Here is a 20,884-nt window from a genome sequence, read left to right as displayed (position 1 = left end):
TCGAAGAGGTCCTTCGAGGGCAGAAACATGTCGAATCGTCAATCACCACCAACTGGAGGCAGGGAGGTTCGGGACGGCGCAATACGGCTACGCGGCCTGTTGGCTGCGGCCGGCGCCACGACCGCCATGGCGTTCGGATTTGGCAGCCTGGCGCTCACATCCGTCTTCATCAGACCGCTTGAGGCGGAGTTTGGCTGGTCGCGAGCCGACATCAGCCTTGCCTACACGCTATCAAGCGTCGGCATGGCGTTGGGCGGGCTGTTCTGGGGCCGGCTGTCGGACCGCCTGAATGTCAAAAGCCTGCTATTCATCGGCTCAGCCGGCATGGTGATCGCGCTCGCCGCGCTTTCCTCCGCCACTTCGCTCTGGCAGATCTATGCGGCCAACTTCGCTTTGGGCGGGCTAGGCTTTGCCTGTCTGTACGCGCCGGTACTTGCAGTGACCGGACTCTGGTTCGACCGCCGCCGCGGCCTGGCGATAGGGATCGTCACAGCAGGCGGAGCCCTAGGCCAAGGCATAATGCCCTACGCCGCAAATGCCTTGATCGACGGCGTCGGCTGGCGCCTCGCATACGCGATTATGGCTGTGGCGACGATGGCTGCGCTGGCGATCTCCATGCCAGCGGTTCAGACGCCGCCCGTCGATCGGACCGTTGTCGCACCGGTGCATTTTTCAGCGAAACCAAGTTTCCAAGGTGGCCGCCTTTCCCCGGTGACGCTGCTATCTGCCGCAGCCTTCCTCTGCTGCGCCTGCATGGGCGTCCCGCTGATGCACCTCACGAGCTTCGTCACGGCTGTGTGCGGGTCTTCGGATGTCGGATCGCTCAGCCTGCTGACCGCCATGCTGTTCGGCGCCGTCGGGCGGATCGCGTTCGGGCTCCTCGCCGACCGGGCAAGCAATCTTGCCGCCTATGCCCTGGCGTCGTTTATTCAGACGGCATGCGTTGCGATTTTTCCCGCGCTGGACCAGCAGCTGAGCCTGCTGGCGCTGTCGGCGGTTTTCGGCTTCGGCTTCGCCGGAAACATGACGTGCCTGATCCTTTGCGTGCGCCAGTTTGCGCCAGCCGAACGCTTTGGCCAGTCACTCGGCATCGTCATGCTGATCGCCTGGCTGGGCATGGGGGTGGCCGGTTATTTCGGCGGTTTCGTCTATGACACCTTCGGCAGCTATGGGCGCGCTTTTCTGGTGGCATCTGTCGCAGGCGCGGCCAATCTCGTGGTTCTGGGCGTATTGGCGGCGTCATCCGGCGCGAGAGCGCAGGTCCCATGCGGCCGCCTTCCGGACCCTGCGATGAGCCGCTGATTCAAACGTCGAAATCCATTTAATTCCACGTTGGTTCGAACGCTGCAAACCACGCCCTTCCTGCCAACCTCAGAGATCGAAGAGGGCGGAGCACCGTCATCACCAGGCAAGGACAGCTGAGATGAGCAGTATCTACGACAGCATTCTCGACACGATCGGCGACACGCCGGTCGTCCGCCTTTCCCGCATCAACAATGGTGCCGCTTCGCTCTATGCCAAGATCGAGGCGTTCAATCCTGGCGGCTCGGTCAAGGACCGTCTTGCCGCCGCGATCATCGAAGAAGCGGAGAGTTCGGGTGCACTTCGGCCTGGCCAGACGGTGATCGAGGCGACGAGCGGCAACACGGGCATCGGACTTGCCATGGTTTGCGCGCGGAAAGGCTATCCTCTCGTCATCGTAATGCCGGAGAACGCCAGCCTCGAACGCCGCAAGCTGATGCGTTTCTTCGGTGCCAAGGTCGTGTTGACCCCTGCCGTCGAGCGCGGCAGCGGCATGCTCGCCAAGGCGGTCGAGCTGGCCGGAGCGCACGGCTGGTTCCTCTGCCGGCAATTCGAGACGCCCGTCAACGCCGATGTCCATGCCCGCACGACAGCGCTCGAAATCCTCGCGGCGTTCCAAGACCGTCCACTCGACTACTGGGTCACCGGCACCGGGACCGGCGGAACGCTGGCCGGTGTGGCGCGAGTACTCAAGCGCGAGCGCCCGCAAACGCGGATCATCGTCTGCGAGCCCGACAATTCGGCGCTGCTGTCGAGTGGCATTCCCCAAACTTTCGACGAACACGGACTGCCCACTCGGGCGCACACTCGCTTCCGGCCACACCCGATGCAGGGCTGGAGCCCTGATTTCATTCCGCAGATCGTCGGCAACGCGATGGCTGACGATCTTGTGGACGAAATCTTGCCCGTTTCAGGCGCCAGCGCTTTGGAAGCTGCGCGCCGGCTTGCGACGGAAGAAGGAATACTGGCGGGGATCTCCGGCGGGGCTACCTTGAGCGGCGCACTGGAAATCGCTCGACGCGTCGGACCGGACCGCAACGTGCTCTGTATGTTGCCTGACACGGGCGAGCGGTATCTCAGCACGATCCTGTTCGATCACATCAGCGAGGAAATGTCGCCCGCCGAAGAGGCGATCTCTCGCTCCACACCCGGCTACCGCTTCGACCGGCCGCCGTCCTTCGCCCTTTCATCGGCGCCCGTGAACGAAATCCAAATCGATCAGTCGGCGCATGCGTTTGTCGATGAGGCGATCTATGATGCGGAGCATCCGGTGGTCATATTCGCCCTGACATGGTGCGAATTCTGCTGGACGGTAAGAAAGCTTTTCGACCGTGCCGGAATCGCCTACAGGTCCATCGACATCGATGCTCCGGAATTCCAGAAGAACGGCCGGGACGGGGAAATCCGCAAGGCTCTGAGGGCCCGGATCGGTTCGCCTACAATTCCGCAGGTCTTTGTCGGCGGCGAGCATATCGGTGGCTGCATGGAGACGCTTGCGGCCTGGCGGGACGGCACGCTCGCCGCCCGGCTGGAGTTCGTTGGCGCAAACTACACGCCCGGCGCATGCGCAAATCCCGAGAGCCTGCTGCCCCGATGGGTGCGCGCGGCAGCGTGAGACCCCGCCTCCGGGCCTTTCAGAGTGCGGTCGCCACCATCAAAGCGAGCCGGAACGGGCGTGATCCCGTTCCGGCTCGGCATTCATGTGGACTTGTCCGTGTCGGCCTTCCCACGAAGGGAAGGCAAATCAGAGCGCAGGCGGAAACCTCACGCTTCCGGAAACGAAAGCTTTCGGCAACGGCACGGACTTGATACAATCCATGGCTAATTTAGCAGCGACTGGGATTGGCAAAGTGTCGCTCGAAATTCGCGTTCTCGGAGATCTGACCGTCCTTCGCCTTGGCGAGGTCGTTTCCTTGCCGCCTTCGAAAAAGACGCGGGCGCTACTGGCCTATCTTGCGCTCGTAGAGCGCCCGCAGCGGCGCGAGCGCCTTTGCGAGATGTTCTGGGAGGTACCGGACGATCCTCGCGGCGCCCTGCGCTGGAGTCTCTCGAAGATCCGACAGGTCGTCGACCTCGGGAACGGCGAGATCCTGCAAGCCGACCGCAACGCAGTTCGCCTGAACACCAGCGAAGTCGTGCTGGACATTGCGCCGCTCCGGGGCCTCGGCGGTCGTGACATAGAGGCTCTCGAACCGGAGAAACTGGAGGCCCTCGCCGGAGCGTTCCGCGGCCGTTTCCTGGATGATCTTTCACTGCCGCGCTGTCCGGAATTCGAAGCCTGGCGCATTGCGACCGCCGACGAACTGCACGTGACGCATCTGCGCATCCTTCGGGTGCTCGTCGACCGGCTTGAGCCGGCGCGGGCACTTCCGTACGCGCATGTCCTGGACGGGTTGGAGCCTGGGGACGAGGCTCTTCGAGCGGACATCCGCCGGCTGAGCGAGGCAGCACGGCAATCCGCCATGGTCCAGAGCCGCGCTTCGAGTAGCGACATCGGGGTCGCTCCCGCCGATGAGAACGTCCTTCCGACGCGTGTTTTGCCTGCGTCGGAGATACAGCTTGCCTCTCCGCCGGAGCGAATCCTTGCGCAGGAGATTCGCCGGTGCACGACGCCCGACGGCGCGCGCTTGGCCTATTCCTTGAGTGGTCAAGGCCCCCCTTTGGTAAGGGCCGCCCACTGGATGTCCCATCTCGAGCTCGAATGGGACAGTCCGGTGTGGAAGCATTGGATCGAGGGCCTCTCCGCGCACTACCAGCTGATACGTTACGACCAGCGCGGCAACGGCCTGTCGGACCGGTATCCCGCCGACCTGTCCTTCGAGGCCATGGTTGCCGACCTGGAGAGCATCATCGATGCCGCTGGTCTGCGCCGCGTTTCCCTGCTTGGCATTTCCCAGGGGTGCGCCGTTTCGATAGCCTATGCCGTCCGGCATCCAGAGCGCGTGGCGGGGATGGTGCTGTATGGCGGATTCACCAAAGGTTGGCGCAAACGGGGCAATCAGCGCGAAATAGCGCGCCGCGAAGCGATGGGAGCGCTGATTCAGGAAGGCTGGGGCCAAGACGACCCGGTGTTCCGGCAAATGTTCACCTCCCTCTTCATTCCGGAAGCAAGGCCGGAACAGAGGAATTGGTATAACGAGTTGCAACGCAATACCGTCTCGCCGGAGATTGCCCATCGCATCTTCGAGGAAGGCGCCGTCATTGACGTTGACGAGCTGTTACCGCGGGTCCGCGTCCCGACCCTGGTGATGCATGCTACGGGAGACGCGGTCATTCCGTTCGATCATGGCCAGGCGATGGCTGGGAAAATCCCCGGCGCGCGTTTCGTTGCGCTAGACAGCGTCAACCACGTGCTGCTTGGCCACGAACCGGCATTCGCGACCTTCGTCGACGAAACGCGTCGTTTCCTTGCCGACCCCGAACAGACGCAGCAACTGGCAGGCCCTCCGGCGTCCTTGGGAATCAACCGCTCTCGGCAATACATAACAGTGCTGGCCGCGGAAGTGGTCAGTCCCATGCATCTCCTCGAAACGGAGGATCCGGAAGTGGCGATCCGCGAATTCCAGCCCGTCGAGGATCGGGTGATAGAAGTCGTGGAGAGCCATGGCGGCGTCGTCACGTCGGCTGCTGACGGGACAATCACCGCAGCATTCGGTCTCGCTCGCGCCACCGAGGATCACGCTTATCTTGCATGCCGCGCCGCGCTTGCGGCCAAGCTGGCAGTGGAGGAGCTTTCTCAGGGCGGGATCCAGTTGAGGGCCGGAATAGACACCGGCGAGGTGATCGTGCGGCAGCAATGGACCACCAAAGCCAGCAAGGTTGAACTGGCCGGAGCCGCGCCGCGTGCGGCCAACCGGCTGATGCGTGCCTTGCACCGTGCGACGATCGCCGCGACAGGCCGGGCGCGCGCAGCCGCCGGGGGCTATGTGCAGATGCACCGCTTAGCGCATTCGGAGCATCCGCAACTTGGCCACGAGGAACGCATTTACGAGCTGTTGGGCGAAAATCACGCTTTGTCGCGCTGGCACCTGAGGGCCAACCGCGGCCTCACAGGACTGGTGGCGCGCGAGCTCGAGCTGAAAATCCTTCTTGCAACCTGGCGCCGGGTCAGGGAGGGCCACGGCCAGGTCGCCGGGATCGTCGCCGACGCCGGCATGGGCAAGTCGAGGCTTGCCCATGAATTTCTTTCCCTCGACGAGGTGGCCGGTTTTACTGTGCTTGAATGTGGCGGTCTGGAGTTTGATTCATCAGTTACTCTGGGTGCTGTAAAGAAGCTGCTGCTCTCGGCTTGTGGCATTCGTGGCGAAGACGGCTTGGCGGAAGCCCAGCGTCTGTTTGCCTTCAAACGGGCTGAACTGGACCTGGATCCAAGTCATACGGCGCCGCTTTCCTTCCTCGCGGACCTGCCGGTCGACGATTCTTCCTGGTGGCATCTCGATGCGCGGGAGCGGACCTCACGGGTATCCGAGGCGATGAGCGCATTTCTCGTTGCCTTGAGCCGGGCCTCGCCCGTAGCCGTGCTTATCGAGGATCTGCACTGGATCGATGCCGAGAGCGAGGCCGTAATGAACAGGCTGGTCGAGGTCATGGGCGCCAACCGTATCATGCTGCTCGCCACCTACAGGCCGCAGTACCGGCACGAATGGAACCGCCGCGGCTATTTCCAGCAGATAAGGCTGGAGCGGTTCGCGCGGGACGAAATGGAGCAGTTCCTCACCGAATTGCTGGGATCCGATCCCAGCTTGGGGGAACTGCGGCAATCGCTTGCCGAGCGGGCCGAGGGCACGCCGCTATTCCTGGAAGAAATGGTGCGCGGACTGGTTGCGGACGGTGCACTTGCCGGCCAGTCCGGCCGCTACGAGCTCAAGAGGCCAGTGGATTCCATCACCATCCCGTCGACGGTTCAATCGCTCATCGCCGCACGTATCCAGCAGCTGGGTGACTCGGAAAGGCAGGCACTCCAACTCGCTTCGGTTATCGGCAAGAATGTTCCGTATCCCCTGCTGAGGGCACTCTCGCCGCTCTCGGAGGCGGAGCTGGGGGTATGCCTGGCCAAACTGCAGAGTTTGGAATTCCTGTTCGAGGTCCAGAGCTATCCTCACGTGGAGTATACGTTCAAGCACGCGTTGACGCTCAAGGTGACCTACGAATCCCTGCTGGGGGAGGACCGAAAAAGGCTGCATCGGGCTGCATTGGTTGCGATGGACAGACTCTATGCCGGATCGCTGAACCACCACATCGAGGAACTGGCCGAACACGCGCTTCGTGCCGAGGCATGGGAACCGGCCGCGGACTATCTGCTGCAAGCGGCGGGTCGGGCTGAGGAACGCTCGGCCTATTCCGCCGCGGTCCAGTTCCTCGAAAACGCCCGCAAAGCAGTCGCCGCGCTGCCCCGAAATCCGAAAACTCTCGCCCAGGCGATCAACCTGCGGGTGCGGATGCGGCCCGCCTACGGCGCCCTGGGTGCCTATCGGAAGGCGCTGCCGCAGCTATTGGAAGCGCGCGAACTGGCCGTGGAACTGGGCGATCCGCAACTCATCTCCGACGTGTTGCTCCACTTGAGCTATCTCAACAGCTCCCACGGCCGCTACGAGGAGGCGCTGGAACCGGCCGACACACTCAAGCGCGGCGCGACGGCAAATGGCGTGCAGCGCTGCATAAGCGAGTCGGACCTGGCCGCCTCACAGGCGCTTCTGATCCGCAGCGAGGCGCGGCAGGTGCTGGAGCGGCTTGTTCCGCATGAGGAGAGGTTCACCAAAGCTTGGCGTCTGGAGCGTTTCGGACAGCTCGGTGCGCGTGCGGTTTGGTACCTGGGGCACCGCGCGCAGGCGGAAGCGCGGCTTGGCCGGTTCGACGATGCGGAACGTTCGCTTGCCGAACTGCAGAAGGTCGCCGCCGAAGTGGCGCGCCCGATCGACAGCTGCGCGGCCGCCTATTTCACCGGTGTGGTGGGCGTCCTGCGCGGCCCCGAGCCGGCGCTTGTCGAGGCGCTGCAATTGTGGTCCTCCGAAGCCGCTACCAGCGCATCTATCCTACTCCGGCCATGGCTGTTGACCGTGCTCGGGCATGCGGAATTCCTGCTCGGCCGCAACCACGACGCGGGCGCCACCTTGGAAATGGCGGTGACCGAGGCTGAGCGGCTCGATCTTGCCCAGTTCGAATGTCACGCGCGCGCGGTGCTCGCATGCGTGCGTGCGCGCCTGTATGAGCCGGAAGCTGCGGCCAATCTCGGCCATGCGCTCGAGCTTGCGCGGGGACGCGGCGATCCGTGGAGCGAGATCATCGTACTGCGCGGCCTTGCCGAGCTGAAATCTTCCAGATCGGCCATTAGTTGGCTCGAACAGGCCTGCAGCCTTGCCAGGCGGGTTGAGCTACGGCCAGAGCTTGCCCGCTCCTTGCTAGCTCTCGGGCTCGCGAAGCGGCGCGGCAAAATCGCTGGCGTGGATGCCACTCTCGCGGAAGCGGCCAAGCTCTACAGAGAAATGCAGATGCGGGAGGATTTCTCCGGCATGGAGGAGCCGGCCGGAAGTGTCCTGCCCGATCGCGTTCCCATGGCGGTTACGGCTTGATCCCTCCGCATCCAGGGATCTGCTTCGAAGGTTTGCGCTGCCTGTAGGGCAAGCAAGCCGCGATCACGCAGCTCGCGACCCCGCGGTGTCATGGAACGATATCTGCCGGACCAAACGATCCGCCACCACGTCTGCGTGGGTCAGCGGTCCCATATGTCCGGCGCCAGGAACAATCGCCCCGATCGCGGCCGGAACGCGGGAAACGAGTTCCCGAGCAATGAGCTGCGTCGGAACTGGTGCAAATTCGCCGCGCAATACCAAGACCGGAAAGCCAAATCGGGCATATTCGCTTGCTGGCGTCGATTCATGGATCAATGCGTGGAAGTCCAGGCTGGCCTTCGGCAGAAACCGCACGAGTGCGGCCTGAAGTTCCGGCTTCATCGCCGCGAAGATGCCGGCCCCACCCCAGTAGTCGATGAAATGAGCTGTCGCGGTCAGGTAACTGCCGTTGATCAGGCCGTCATGGACGGTGCCTGCGATCGCCAAGACTTCGCCGAGCGCCTTGTGGCCCTCACAGTCCAGCTCGCGCAGCAGGTGAAAGGCAGACGGCTCATAAAGGGAGAGGCTGGCCAGCCGGTCTGGACGCATCGCTGCTATATGCAGGGCCAATCCACCACCATAGGAATGGCCAACAAGATGCGCAGGCCCGTCATGGTGGTCGATCATCTCCAGGATCCCGGCGGCTTCGTCGGCCAGACGGAAAGCGCCGGTACCAGTCCAGGTGCCGCCGCCCGGCGCCCCGATCAGATCGGGTGCGATGAGCCGGTAGCTGTCATCGAGCCGCTCCGCCAGGCTGCGCCATTGCCGTCCGCTGCCGCCTGAGCAGTGCAGGGCGATGACAAGCGGTGCCTGACACGCCCTATGCGTGACGTGGGACGTCGATGCGGCAATCATCGAGCCCCGCCCTCCTCCGCCCTCAAAAAACGCGTGCGGCGGCTGGGATCACGCCCGGCAAACGAAGTGATCCAGTTGATCTCGAAGCGGGTGATGCCGATGTCGCGCAAGATGTAGTCCGGCAACTCATAAAGCTGTCTACGGTCCCGTTGGATACGAATGAAACGCCAGACTGCGGCCAACATTGTTCCGCCAGCCCAGCGCAAACCTCGCGTTCTGGTGAGGCACAGGGATGGGTTCACCATTTCACTCATTTTGATTTTCTCCATGGTTGCGGGCGCTGACTACGGCGCCAGTGGAGCCCTTGTCGTTGTCCGCCGTGAGCTTCATCGTTGAAGGCAACGTCGATTTTTGCCGCGCTAGCGTTGTATTCGGCGGTCAGGCCGCTGCTCGGCGGGAGACGTCGAGAAACATTGCCAGGTGAGCCGCCAGCGCCTCCGCATCGCGGCCGACGCCGTCGAGGAAGCTGGAGCTTCGATGGCGCATGAAATTGAGGCCGAGCACGTAGAGTCCCGGATACGCGCAGACGCCGCCATCGTTCAGGATTTCGCCCCGGGCGTCGAACACATCCAGCTTCAGCCATGGGTATTCCCGGCGATAGCCGGTAGCCCATATGATCGTCTGGATACCCTGGTCGATGAGGTCGATTTCGGTCGGTTCGGCGCTCAGAATCAGGCTCGGAATGGAACCGGGATCGATCGAGTAGAGGCCATCGCCGGCGGCCGCGCGGTCTATATTGGCCAGCACGCGCCTCAGCCTGCGTTCCGCCGCCATGGTCGTTTCGGCGAGATCGCCGTTGAACCGAATGCGTGTATCGCAGGCGGCAGCCGCTCGACCGACAAGACGAACGCCTTGCTCCCGAAGACCGGCAAGGTCGAGCGTCCTGCGCTCGGGTGTGCCTATCAGCTGCAGGGAGGGCTGCCGCCGTGCCGCGGTGAGATCCGGAATTTCAGCGACAGGCTTGGCAAGCATTCCCAGCCGGTCGAGCCACCACAGGATGTCGTGCCCGCGGTAAAGCCTCGGTAGGCGTGTATGACTGCCGACCGACAGGGTCACCGGGCGCCCGGAGCGATTGATCTCCTCCGCAAGTTGTATGCCGGTCGCCGAGGCCCCGGCCACGAGAACGCCACCCTGGGGCAGTTGCTGAGGATTGCGATAGTCCCGCGGCACGATTTGCCTGATACGAGAGGAGATCTGCTTTGCGATTGGCGGAATGCGTGGCCTGTTGCTGTATCCGGTCGCGACCACGACCGCACGTACGCTCCATTGGCCGCGATCGGTCAGCAGCCGGAAGCCTCCGTCGACCCTTTCGGTCGAAAGCACCTCCACGCCGTCCTCCACCGGTGCGGTGATCGAGCACGCGTAATCCTCTAGGAACCCCACCGTCTCGGCCATTGTCATGAAGCCGTCGGGATTGGCTCCGCGATAACCGCCGCCGGGCAGGCGTGTCATCCAGTTAGGCGTCAGCAGGCGCAGCGAATCCCACCGTTCGCTGCGCCAGCGCTCAGCGATGCGGCCGCGCTCCAGCACGACGTGGTAGACCCCGCGCTCGGACAGGCACCGGCTCATGGCTAAACCCGCCTGTCCGGCGCCGATAATGGCTACGTCTGTATGCTGCATGGAATCCGCGCCTTGTAAGCAGGGGCAACAGATCGCCGGCGCCATCCTTTTCAGGACGAGGCCGGCGATATTGCTCTTGCGGACCGAAGTCAGCCTTTCACGGCAACCGAGACCGGCACGCCGTTGGTCAGCACGTCGAACACCGCGGAACGGGCGCGCGACTGCATTACGATTTCCTCGAGCTTCTCAGCCGAAGCATCGCCCTTGATCTTGAAGGAGATACGGATGCCCTGGTAGCCGTTGCGGACTTCGTTAGAGATGCCGAGGATGCCGCGAAGGTCGATGTCGCCTTCGACGGTCGATTCCACCTCATGCAGCGTCACGCCGCGCGCGGCCGCGATGTTCGCGATGCCGGCGGTGAGGCAGGAAGCAAGCGCGTGGAGGAGGTATTCGACCGGCGTCGGGCCGTTGTCTTCGCCGCACAGGACCGCCGGATGATCGCTGTCGGCCTGGTATGCCGTCACATGCGGCTGCTCGGCGCCGGCGCCGAAGAAGTTGGCCATCGTGCTGCGGCTGTGCGTGCCGGTGATCCAGCGGCTCTTGGCCCGGAACTGGAACTTGGCAAGCTCCGGCTGGCCCGCGACGGCATTGATGGTGGCCAGAAGGGTGGGCGTATTGACGCCGTTCCTCGGCTCCCGCGACGCCTTCTTAACGGAAGCCTTTTCCATGACCATTGTATCGTCCTGCATGTCATTCACTCCTGGGTTCGGATGTTGCGCGACCGGGATCGCCCCGGACGGCTAAACCTCGGCCGGCAGCGTTTGACGTGCAGTGGGAACAACAGTGGGAAAACGAGAGGTTTTTTTGCGTCAACCAGTCGTGAACAGCGCCGGATCCGCAATCAGCGAAACGGCGGGCCTTCAAACGCTTTGCTTCCTCGCGCGGTGCGATCTCCCGTAAGCGCCGAGAACGCTTCGCAACCGAAACCACAGGAGATCAGACCATGTCTCGTTCATTTGGAAAGGATACCCGCCCGTCCTCAACCGACTGGGCTGTCATAGCTCGCGGGCCAAGCAAGGCCGAGGTGCTCGCCCATATCGCGAAGATTCACACATACGCGAGCACCCTAAATCGGCCCGGCCGCGAGAAAACCACATGAGGCTTGTTGCGGCGGGAGTGCCGATCGGCCCCCGTCGACAACACTTGTCGGGATAATGTTTTCGGTCGACGCCCAGCTGGCCGCACACGGCATCGCGGTCCATGCCGGGGCGAAGTTTTCGACGGGAAAAACGAACGCTGTCCGCGTCGCGACCAGCATCCTGAGCGAGGAGCACCTCGAGCACGTCGCAAATTCCCTGGCGCTGGCAGCCGGCCCGGCGCGGGAAGTTGTCTGAGGCAAGTCAATCGCCGTTCGGACTGCTTACTCCGCCGCGACGCCCTTCACCTCGAGATAGCTCTCCATCGAATCGTCCATCGCCTGCAGCCAGGGCGTATGGTGCAGCGGCGCCATCGTGCCGGTCATCAGCGAGCGATAGGCATGGTCGCGGAAGCCCATAATGTCTTGCGCCTTATGGTGCTCCCATTCCATGAAGGTCTGATTGACGGCCTCGACATCGAAGCCGGGATAGTCGGTCTGCTCCATCAGCTCCCTGGTGTAGTCGCCCTGGAACCAGATCATCTGCTCGGCGTCTTCCAGCGTTTCCTCGCGTGCCCGCCATTTCCGGCCGTGCTCGGCCATCGCTTCGGCCGACGGCAGCTTGATGCGGCCCATGATCACGTCGCGGGCGAACCAGGCCTGCGCGTCGAACATGTTGAAGGTGTAGAACTGGTCCTGCATGCCGATATAGGACAGCTTCGGGTTTTTCTCCCAGACGACGCCCTCGTAGAGCCCGTCCGGCCACATACGGTTGGCGGTCTTCAGCTTCAAATCCTCGGTGAGGAACGGGAAGGAATGGAGGTAGCCGGTGCACAGGATGATGGCGTCGACGTCTTTGGTGCTGCCGTCCTTGAAATGCGCCGTCTTGCCGACGACCCTCTGCAGCAGCGGCACTTCCTTCCAGTTCTCCGGCCATTTGAAGCCCATCGGCTTCGAGCGGTAGCTGGAGGTGATCGATCTGGCGCCGTATTTGTAGCATTGCGAGCCGATGTCCTCGGCTGAATAGGAGCGGCCGATGATCAATATGTCCTTGCCCTTGAATTCCATCGCGTCGCGGAAATCGTGGCTGTGCAGGATACGGCCGTTGAAGGTCGAAAAGCCCTCGAAATAGGGAACGTTGGGCACGGAGAAATGCCCCGAAGCGACGACGACATTGTCGAACTCTTCCGAGTAGGTGACGTCGCTGGTGCGGTCATGCGCGGTGACCGTGAATTTTTTTGTCGTTTCGGAAAAGGTGACCATGCGCACCGGGCTGTTGAAGCGCACCCATTGGCGCACGCCGGATTTTTCGACGCGGCCCTTGATGTAGTCCCACAGCACGGCGCGCGGCGGATAGGAGCCGATCGGCCGGCCGAAATGCTCCTCGAAGGTGTAGTCGGCGAATTCGAGACATTCCTTCGGGCCGTTCGACCAGAGATAGCGGTACATCGAGCCGTGCACCGGGTCGCCGTGCTCGTCGAGGCCGGTGCGCCAGGTGTAGTTCCACAGGCCGCCCCAGTCGGACTGCTTTTCGAAGCAGACGATTTCGGGAATATCGGCGCCCTTGTCGGCGGCCGACTTGAAGGCCCTGAGCTGGGCCATGCCGGACGGCCCGGCTCCGATGACGGCAACACGATCTTTCATTGCGGGCCTCCCGATCTCATTTCCCTAACGAAACAAATTTCACTGACAGGACAGTAATTGCCCCTTCGATGCTGTCAACAGGGCTTGTCGCGAAACCGCGTTTCGCCCAGCTGGATTTCCAAGCGACGCAGTAGCTCGGGCGAAATCCGGACATTGCGCAATTCGACACGGGTGGCTTGCCGTGGCAGTTGCGCTTCTGTATCGGCACCGAATATGTTCACCGTGAGTGAAATGAATCGGCAAGGTCCGGGGTGGCAACATGGCGAAAAAAGCATCCAGTCTAAAGCCCGCTGCGGCCGTCGTCGCCGCCAAAGCCAAGCCGTCGGTCGCTGCAATCGATCCGCGCAAGATACGCGCGCCGCTCACCCAGAACCCGCACGCCATTCGCGACACCCGCGAAAAGGTCCTGGAGGTCGCCATCGGCCGCGAGGTGCGGGCCTTCCGCAAGAAGCTCGGCATTACGGTGGCCGATCTGGCTGCCGCCACCGACATTTCGCTTGGCATGCTGTCGAAGATCGAGAACGGCATCACCTCGCCATCGCTGACCACGTTGCAGGCGCTGTCACGGGCGCTCGGCGTTCCCGTCACCGCCTTCTTCCGCCGCTTCGAGGAAGAGCGCAGCGCCGTCTTCGTCAAGGCCGGCGAAGGCCTCGACGTCGAACGCCGCGGCACGCGCGCCGGCCACCAGTACAATCTGCTCGGCCATATCGGCTCCAACACCAGCGGCGTCGTCGTCGAACCCTATCTGATCACGCTGACCGAGGATTCCGACGTGTTCCCGACCTTCCAGCACGAGGGCATGGAATTCCTCTATATGCTCGAGGGCGAGGTGGTTTACCGGCACGGCAGCAATCTTTACCCGATGAAGCCCGGCGACAGCCTGTTCTTCGACGCCGACGCGCCGCACGGACCGGAAGTGCTGAGCGTTCTGCCGATGCGCTATCTGTCGATCATCTGCTACCCGCAGAGCGCGGGGTGAGCCGGAGATGAGGGCGCACAAGCAATCCTGGATCGCTGCACTCCACGGCCACGGTAACGGCATGGATCCTAGGGTCTCCGCTACGTCGCTTCGCTCCTGCTTCGCCCTAGGATGACGAAGGCGTGGGGTCCAAGGCTAATCGCGGATGTCGGAGATTGGCAGTTGCATCGCGGCTTAGAGGTTGGTGGCCGACGGCAATTCGCAAGTTTCGAGGTTAGCTGAAGCGTCCCTCACTTCGTCATCCTAGGGCGGAGCAGGAGCGAAGCGACGTAGCGGAGACCCTAGGATCCATGCCGTAACCTCCACGCGCTGCTACGTTGAACTGCAGGGCAAGCTCGTCCTCGATTGGTCGCAAGGGGGCTAAAGGCCGGCGCTCTACGGCGCCCCCCTCTGCCCTGCCGGGCATCTCCCCCTCTTGGGGGGAGATTGGCAGCTTGACGGGCAGCGCGAACCTCGCAAACAGAACCTCAATCCGGCCCAAACCCCGGCGACGTCGCACTGCCGTCATCCAACTTCGACAGCCACTCGACCAGCGTCGCACGGTAACGCGTCAGGCCCTTGTAGTTGGCGAGTTCCTCGGGCAGGTCGCGGATGACGCGGTGCAGGCGCCGTGCCCATTTCGGCTGCGTCACCAGCTCGTCCATCTTGATCAGGTAGCAGCGGATCGGGAAGACGATCGCATTCGAGCGCGGCAGCCGCCAGAAGCTCTGCAGCTCGACGCGCAGATGAACCTTGTCGCCGACGTTTTCCGGCGTCACCGTGGCGCGGTCCGGACCCCATTTGTGGTAATTTTCCGGGCTGGTATCGAGGCGCGGATTGATGGTCATCGTCCAGTTCAGCCGGCGTGCCGGTTTGCCCTGCTGGATGTTGGTGAGGAATTTCAGCGCCCGGACGAATATGCCCTTCTCATGCGCCAGCGGCACCGGCGCGTGCCATTCGAAGAAGTTCATGCCGATGTCGAAATCGAGCGACCAGTCTGCCTGGGTGGTGACCATGCCGGCATCCATCCACAGGTTGCCGTCGCGCTGGTCGAGAATGCAGAAATCGCCCTGGCTCTGGCGGGTGATGTATTCCATCGGCCCATAGGGCAGCGTCGAGACATCGCCAAAGGTGAAGCTGTCGTCGATGCCAAGCGGCCGGTTGATCCAGCGCCAGCGGTCGCCGTCGCGCGTCAGCGTGAAATGCTCGGGATAGCCCAGCGCCTGCTGCTCCATCAAAAGCTCGAGCAGATCCCAGCCGGCCAGCGTCATGTGCGGCAGCGACTGGCAGCGCAGCGGATCCTCGGCCAGCACCAAAGCGCGGTCCTGCATCTCGGCGACATAGTGCTCGTCGACGTCGATCAAATTCTCCAGCACGCTGCCCTTCGGCCCGACGACATGCGGCTCGATGTTGACGGCATACATGTAGCTGTCTTCATGGAACGGGAACGGGAACCGCCTGATGTGCTCGGGGCTGTTCCTGAAGGTGAAGTCGTCGCGGAACGTTTCCTTGCGAAAGGTGATGCCCAAGCTCGCCTCCTATCTTTCCAGCACCAGCGACCTGCCCTCGAAGCGCGAGACGCAGGGCATGATCTTGCAGCCCGAACGGTGGTCTTCCTCGCTCAGCCAGTGGTCGCTGTGGATGAATTTGCCGTCATGCGAAATGACGTTGGTCTCGCACTGGCCACAGACGCCGCCGCGGCAGAGATAGGGCGGATCGACGCCGGCCGCCTCGATCGCCTCGAGCAGGCTCTGCTGCTCGTCGACACGGATGGTCTTGCCGCTGAGCGCCAGCGTCACGTCGAAGGGGGCGCCGGGCTGCGGCGCCGCGAAATGCTCGAAATGCACGGTCTCCGGAGGCCAGCCGAGCGCCGCGGCACGCTCGCGCACCCAGCCAATCATGCCCGACGGGCCGCAGACATAGAGATGCGTGCCGAGCGGCTGCGATGACAACAGCCGGTCGAGATCGACGCGCTCGTCGCGGTCGTCGTGATAGAGCCTGACCCGGTGATCGTAGCGCTCTCTCAGCAGGTCGGCATAGGTGCCGAGCGAGGCGGTGCGGCAGGTGTAATGCAATTCGAAATTGCCGCCTTCCGCCGCCAGCTGCGCGGTCTGCGCCATGAACGGGGTGATGCCGATGCCGCCGGCCAGCATCAGATGCTTCCTGGCGCGCAGATCGAGCGAGAACAGGTTGACGGGATAGCTGACCACCATCTCCGTGCCCGGCCTGACCTGCCTGTGCATGAACAACGAGCCGCCGCGGCCGGCGTCGTCGCGGCGCACCGAGATGGTGTATTCGCGGGTGTCTAGCGGCGAGCCCATCAGCGAATAGGGATTGAGCCTGGTGCGTTCGCCATCGCGCATCTCGACGACGACATGGGCGCCGCCGGAGAAGGTCGGCAAAAGCTCGCCGTCGCGCCGGCGGAAATGAAAGCGCGTCACCAGCTCGTTGACCGGGACGACATCGCTGACGACGACATCGAGCTTAGTTGTGCCGGCGCTCATCGAAAGACCTCCTCGATCGGAGGAATTTCGCTGCGGTCCTCGGCGTTGATGCAGACGCCCTGGAAGGCGGCGAGGCGCCGCGAATAGTGGTCGCGCACCAGAAGCAGCAGGCCGCAATGCGAACAGGTTGCCGGCTGCGTCGTCACGTTCTCGGTGATGCCCTTGCAATGGACGCACTGCATGCGGCGCGCCAGCGAGCCGCGATGCTCGGTCTGAACCGAGGTGTGGTCGATGCCGGCTTCGAGCGCCGCCTGCATGGCCTGGCCGATCAGCCCCTCGGTGCCGGCGAGATAGAGCCTGAGGCCCATATGCGCGTTGGCCAGCATCTGCTTCAGCCGCGGCAGGGCGCTGGCAAAGGAATGACCGAGGTAGAACTGTGCCGGCTTCAGGGCTTCGACCGCATCGGCGTATTTTCCGTCGCGGCCGGGAATGAAGATGATGCGGGCGCCGCCGAAGAAATCCGCCGGTGCCTTGGCGGCCAGATCGGCAATGGCCAGCGCTCCTTCTGCATCCGCTATGAAAAGATGATGCTTGCCGGGCTGCGGAGACAGGGTCCCATAGACCGGCCGGCTGATGATGCTTTTCGCTGCCATACCCGCAGTATGCCTCAGCCTTTCGCCGTGCGCTTGGTCTTCTTCGGATCGTCGAAAGGAAGCGGCTCGGCGGTTGCGCTGATGGCGCCGCTCTTGTTGCGGATCTCGAGCCTGGTGCCCTGTACCGCGCAGTCGACCTCGAGCCGGGCAATGCCCATCGATTTTTTGACCAGCGGCGAATACATGGCGCAGGTCACCACGCCGACCTTTTTGCCGTCGCGATAGACCGGTGCGCCCTCGTCGGCCGGCTCCTTGCCTTCGAGCAGCACGCCGAAGATCTTGAAGCGCTCCTTGCCCTTGAGGCGGTAGTGCTCCTCGGCACCGCGAAAGCCTGTCTTGCCGGGGCTGACGGTGAAGTCGAGACCAAGCTCCCACAGCGTGTCGCCGGGGCCTTCGTTCTCAAACGGGTATTTCTGCGAATTGTCGTAGGGGTAAAACAGCAGGTAGCTCTCGACGCGCAGCATGTCGAGCGTGGTGAAGCGGCACGGGATGATGCCGGCGCTCTTGCCCTCGTCGAGGATCCTGTCCCAGATCGTTCCGGCGTCCTGGCCACGGCAGAAAATCTCGTAGCCGCGCTCGCCGGTGTAGCCGGTGCGCGAGATCATCACCGGAAAGCCGAACAACTGCGTCTGCATGTGGTGGAAATAGTTGAGGTCGCGAATGCCGGGCACATGCTTTGCCAGATAATCCACGGCTAGCGGCCCCTGCAGCGAAAGGTCGTGCAGATTGTCGTCGAAGCGCAGCGACACGTCGCGACCGACCGAAGCGCGTTGCAGCTCTTCATGGCCGGTGCCCGAGCCATGCACGACCATCCAGGAATTCGGGCCGGTGCGGTAGAGGATGCAGTCGTCGGTGAACTTGCCGGCCTCGTTGAGCATGCAGGCATAGGCCGACTTGCCGGGATAGATCTTTTCGACGTCGCGCGTCGTCGCCAGATCGATCAGGTGCGAGGCGTGCGGCCCGGTGATGTGAACCTTCTTCAAGCCGGACACATCCATCAGGCCGGCCTTGGTGCGGATGGCGATATACTCTTCGTCCGCGTCCTTGTCGTAGGTCCAGGCGGTGCCCATGCCGCTCCAGTCCTCGAGCTTCGAGCCGAGCGCGCGATGGCGATCCGCAAGCGTCGAAAATCTCCAGGATGCCGTCATCCGCTGTCCTCCGTTCGAAAGAAACTTTTTTGCTTTCCCCTGCTCCCTGCACACAGGCGGGAGCGTTGCCTTGAATATTGATCGCAAACGCCGGGAGCCTGCAATACCCGTAAGCAAATAATTTCATTGTCAGGCAAATCCGGCGCGCCCAAACTAACGGTTAACGTCGCGTAAAATCGTCTTGACAATTCCAGAATTCGGCCGGATTTTATGAAAAAAATTTCACTCTCTTGAAAGAGGGCAATGACCGGCCAATCCGGACCGGCGTTGAAAAAGGGGAAAGCCGATGTCCGACCTGCAACAGCGCGTGGAAGCGTTGTACCGTTCCGACGTGCGTGGATCCATGCTCCTGATCGTCTGCCTGTGGGCGACGATCCTCTTTGTCCTGTTCATGACATGGCCATACGTCCCCGACGCCGGCATCAAGCTCGTCGTCGCGGTCGCCGCCGCCGCGGTGCTGATCTTCAACACGGCCGCGATCCTGGCGATGGTCAACCACTACAAGGAAGACAAGGACTTCATCTACGGCCTCGACATCAAGAACGCCGACGCCTACCGCAACCGCAAGTCCTGAGGGGGAGACGCATGGCCCGCTATACACCGCCCGAACAGAGCAAGGCCGGACAGGTTTTCGATATCGCCGTCGTCGTGGTCGCGATTTTCGTCGCGCTGTGGCTGCCGCTGAAACTAGGTCTGGCAGGGGCGGCAAAATCCATTGACGCGCTCGACGCCAAGACGTGGGAAGCGCTCGGACAAAACCCGACCATGGCCTCGATCTGGGAAAAGCTCGGCTACACGCCGGAAACCGCGCACGACATCATCCAGAACCGGTTCCACTACATCATCGACTGGCCGACGCTGATCATCATGGCGGCAGTGCTGATCGGCTATTTCATCTTTCTGTTCCGCGCATCGGACCGCGAATACCGCGACGTCATCGACGAAAAGTTCGGCGACAAATAGATAGGAAGCATCGTCATGTGGGTGGCACTCTCTTACGCATGCTGGGGCATCTCGATCGTGCTCGCGCTGTGGATGCTCTACGACTGGTTCAAGATCGACACGACCTATTCCGAAGAGATGCTGACCTCGTCCAGGGAAGGCGAACTTGAAGCCGTGTCCGAAAAACACCGGATCTGAGTGGGGGATTGAACGATGACGATCACGGCTGAACCAGCGGTGCAAGTGCAAGGCGACAGGGTTTCACTGCTCAGGGTGCTCGGCCCCGCCCATGTCTGGGCGCTCGGTGTCGGCATCGTTCTGGTCGGCGAATTCACCGGCTGGAATTTCGCGGCGGACAAGGGCGGCGCGCTGGCGGCGCTGATCGTCTGCTGGATCGTCGGCCTGCTCTACACGTCGGTCGCGATGATCGATTCCGAAGTTACCTCGACGGTTGCCGCCGCCGGCGGCCAATATGCCCAGGCCAAGCACATTGTCGGGCCGCTGATGGCCTTCAACGTCGCGCTGTTCCTGGTCTTTGCCTACACCATGCTCGAAGTGTCGGACGCGATCCTGCTCGGCGACACCATCGTCGCCAAAGCCGGCGTCGAGGGGCTCAACCACAATTCCTTCATCGCCGCGACCATCGTCGTGCTGGCATGGCTGAACTATCGCGGCGTGCTGATGACGCTCAACGTCAATTTCGTCATCACCGCCATCGCCTATGTCTCGATCGTCATCCTGTTCTTCTCGGTCAGCCCGTGGACGCAAGGCGCCGTGCTCAAGCTGAACGAGTTGGTGACCCCGGGCAACGCCCTGCCCTATGGCTGGATCGGCGTCATCGCCGCCTTCCAGTTCGGCATCTGGTACTATCTCGGCATCGAGGGCACCACGCAGGCGGCCGAGGAAGTGCGCTCGCCGGCGCGCTCGCTGCCCTACGGCACGATGGCCGGCATGATCACGCTTCTGATCGCGGCCGCCATGACCTGGTATGTCTGCGCCTCGCTGATGCCCTGGGAATATCTCGGCATCACCTACTATCCGCTGTGGGACGCAGGCAAACTGACCGGCAGTGCGCTGCTGGAAAACCTGTTGTTCATCGCGACGCTACTTGCCGCGCTCGCCTCCGCCAATGGCTGCATCAACGACGCCGCGCGCGCCTGGTTTTCGCTCGGCCGCGACCGCTATCTGCCGACCTGGTTCTCGGCGGTGCATCCGAAATACCGCACGCCCTATCGCTCGATCCTGTTTCTGCTGCCGATCGCGCTTGCCTTTGCCTTCATCGCCGACCTCAACCAGGCGATCACCTTCTCGATCCTGTCGGGCGTGCTGCAATACACCTTCATGAGCATCAACATCATCATGTTCAGGAAAAAGTGGCCGCTCGGCTCGATCCGCCGCGGCTACACCCATCCGTTCCATCCGCTGCCGGCTATCGTCTTGTTCTGCCTTTGCGTCGTCACCTTCTTTGCGATCTTCCTCGGCTTCGGCTCGCAGCTGATCGCCATGGTCGCTTTCTACTTCCTGATCTCGCTGTGGTTCCACTTCTACCGCTACAAATTCGTGCGCCGTGGTGCCCAGTTCACTATGCCGTGGCCGAAGCCGCAGGGCTACTGACGGCGCGCCCGGTCTGGGCGG

Annotated in this window: 18 protein-coding genes; 9 read left to right on the top strand and 9 right to left on the bottom strand. The window is 62.7% G+C overall.

What is annotated here, in order from left to right:
- Nucleotides 1-99: 99 nt before the first annotated feature.
- From NKI54_RS25580 to NKI54_RS25570, 3 genes are all read left to right on the top strand, one after another.
- Complete coding sequence (locus tag NKI54_RS25580) at nucleotides 100-1,302, top strand: MFS transporter (protein ID WP_352692634.1); 1,203 nt, start codon at nucleotides 100-102, stop codon at nucleotides 1,300-1,302.
- A 121-nt stretch (nucleotides 1,303-1,423) separates the two neighbouring features.
- Entirely contained in the window at nucleotides 1,424-2,917 is a 1,494-nt protein-coding gene (cysK, locus tag NKI54_RS25575; RefSeq protein WP_352692633.1) for a cysteine synthase A, read from the top strand.
- 235 nt (nucleotides 2,918-3,152) lie between these two features.
- On the top strand, nucleotides 3,153-7,871 hold the full coding sequence (locus tag NKI54_RS25570; protein WP_352692632.1) for an alpha/beta fold hydrolase: 4,719 nt from the start codon (nucleotides 3,153-3,155) through the stop codon (nucleotides 7,869-7,871).
- 63 nt (nucleotides 7,872-7,934) lie between these two features.
- Here NKI54_RS25570 and NKI54_RS25565 read toward each other — a convergent pair whose 3' ends face one another.
- The 4 genes from NKI54_RS25565 to NKI54_RS25550 form a co-directional block, all read right to left on the bottom strand.
- Nucleotides 7,935-8,765: an alpha/beta fold hydrolase gene (locus NKI54_RS25565; protein WP_352692631.1), complete on the bottom strand. Its 831-nt coding sequence runs from the start codon at nucleotides 8,763-8,765 to the stop codon at nucleotides 7,935-7,937.
- Nucleotides 8,762-9,019: a YjiS-like domain-containing protein gene (locus NKI54_RS25560; RefSeq protein WP_198023510.1), complete on the bottom strand. Its 258-nt coding sequence runs from the start codon at nucleotides 9,017-9,019 to the stop codon at nucleotides 8,762-8,764. The genes NKI54_RS25565 and NKI54_RS25560 overlap by 4 nt, the downstream gene beginning before the upstream one ends.
- Before the next feature lie 124 nt (nucleotides 9,020-9,143).
- Nucleotides 9,144-10,430, bottom strand: coding sequence for an NAD(P)-binding domain-containing protein (locus tag NKI54_RS25555; protein ID WP_352692630.1), 1,287 nt, complete (start codon nucleotides 10,428-10,430; stop codon nucleotides 9,144-9,146).
- A gap of 44 nt (nucleotides 10,431-10,474) precedes the next feature.
- Nucleotides 10,475-11,074, bottom strand: a complete 600-nt coding sequence (locus tag NKI54_RS25550) for an OsmC family protein (RefSeq protein WP_023674002.1) — start codon at nucleotides 11,072-11,074, stop codon at nucleotides 10,475-10,477.
- A 465-nt stretch (nucleotides 11,075-11,539) separates the two neighbouring features.
- On the opposite strand from NKI54_RS25550, the gene NKI54_RS25545 reads away from it, so the two are divergent.
- Nucleotides 11,540-11,719 (top strand): hypothetical protein, encoded by a 180-nt coding sequence (locus NKI54_RS25545; RefSeq protein ID WP_352692629.1) that lies wholly within the window; start codon nucleotides 11,540-11,542, stop codon nucleotides 11,717-11,719.
- A gap of 26 nt (nucleotides 11,720-11,745) precedes the next feature.
- Here NKI54_RS25545 and NKI54_RS25540 read toward each other — a convergent pair whose 3' ends face one another.
- Nucleotides 11,746-13,104 (bottom strand): trimethylamine monooxygenase, encoded by a 1,359-nt coding sequence (locus tag NKI54_RS25540; RefSeq protein ID WP_352692628.1) that lies wholly within the window; start codon nucleotides 13,102-13,104, stop codon nucleotides 11,746-11,748.
- Between the two features lie 259 nt (nucleotides 13,105-13,363).
- Here NKI54_RS25540 and NKI54_RS25535 point away from each other — a divergent pair, with 259 nt between their 5' ends.
- A complete protein-coding gene (locus NKI54_RS25535) occupies nucleotides 13,364-14,083 on the top strand; it encodes a helix-turn-helix domain-containing protein (protein ID WP_352452528.1) in 720 nt (239 codons plus the stop codon).
- Nucleotides 14,084-14,550: 467 nt separating this feature from the next.
- Here the strand turns inward: NKI54_RS25535 and NKI54_RS25530 are convergent, their stop codons facing one another.
- From NKI54_RS25530 to NKI54_RS25515, 4 genes are read right to left on the bottom strand one after another with little or no spacing between them, the layout of a single operon-like run.
- On the bottom strand, nucleotides 14,551-15,591 hold the full coding sequence (locus NKI54_RS25530; RefSeq protein WP_352590195.1) for a heme-dependent oxidative N-demethylase family protein: 1,041 nt from the start codon (nucleotides 15,589-15,591) through the stop codon (nucleotides 14,551-14,553).
- Between the two features lie 9 nt (nucleotides 15,592-15,600).
- Nucleotides 15,601-16,566, bottom strand: a complete 966-nt coding sequence (locus tag NKI54_RS25525; RefSeq protein WP_352692627.1) for a PDR/VanB family oxidoreductase — start codon at nucleotides 16,564-16,566, stop codon at nucleotides 15,601-15,603.
- Nucleotides 16,563-17,159: a dimethylamine monooxygenase subunit DmmA family protein gene (locus tag NKI54_RS25520; protein WP_352634386.1), complete on the bottom strand. Its 597-nt coding sequence runs from the start codon at nucleotides 17,157-17,159 to the stop codon at nucleotides 16,563-16,565. Before NKI54_RS25520 ends, NKI54_RS25525 begins: the two co-directional genes overlap by 4 nt.
- A 14-nt stretch (nucleotides 17,160-17,173) precedes the next feature.
- The gene (locus NKI54_RS25515) at nucleotides 17,174-18,307 is read right to left on the bottom strand and encodes an aminomethyl transferase family protein (protein WP_352692626.1); all 1,134 of its coding nucleotides are present in this window, start codon (nucleotides 18,305-18,307) and stop codon (nucleotides 17,174-17,176) included.
- Between the two features lie 286 nt (nucleotides 18,308-18,593).
- On the opposite strand from NKI54_RS25515, the gene NKI54_RS25510 reads away from it, so the two are divergent.
- Genes NKI54_RS25510 through NKI54_RS25495 form a run of 4 tightly spaced genes read left to right on the top strand, consistent with a single transcriptional unit; the run spans nucleotide 18,594 to nucleotide 20,863 of the window.
- On the top strand, nucleotides 18,594-18,881 hold the full coding sequence (locus tag NKI54_RS25510) for a hypothetical protein (RefSeq protein ID WP_023673993.1): 288 nt from the start codon (nucleotides 18,594-18,596) through the stop codon (nucleotides 18,879-18,881).
- A gap of 11 nt (nucleotides 18,882-18,892) precedes the next feature.
- Nucleotides 18,893-19,270, top strand: coding sequence for a hypothetical protein (locus NKI54_RS25505; protein WP_023673992.1), 378 nt, complete (start codon nucleotides 18,893-18,895; stop codon nucleotides 19,268-19,270).
- A 15-nt stretch (nucleotides 19,271-19,285) separates the two neighbouring features.
- Nucleotides 19,286-19,447: a hypothetical protein gene (locus NKI54_RS25500; RefSeq protein WP_023673991.1), complete on the top strand. Its 162-nt coding sequence runs from the start codon at nucleotides 19,286-19,288 to the stop codon at nucleotides 19,445-19,447.
- A 15-nt stretch (nucleotides 19,448-19,462) separates the two neighbouring features.
- A complete protein-coding gene (locus NKI54_RS25495) occupies nucleotides 19,463-20,863 on the top strand; it encodes an APC family permease (RefSeq protein WP_292653875.1) in 1,401 nt (466 codons plus the stop codon).
- Nucleotides 20,864-20,884 lie beyond the last annotated feature (21 nt).

Origin of the sequence: Mesorhizobium sp. M0663 (assembly GCF_040320585.1) — a bacterium.
GTDB lineage: Bacteria > Pseudomonadota > Alphaproteobacteria > Rhizobiales > Rhizobiaceae > Mesorhizobium.
Note: the sequence above shows the minus strand (reverse complement) of the source record. Positions and strands in the feature narration are given on the sequence as shown.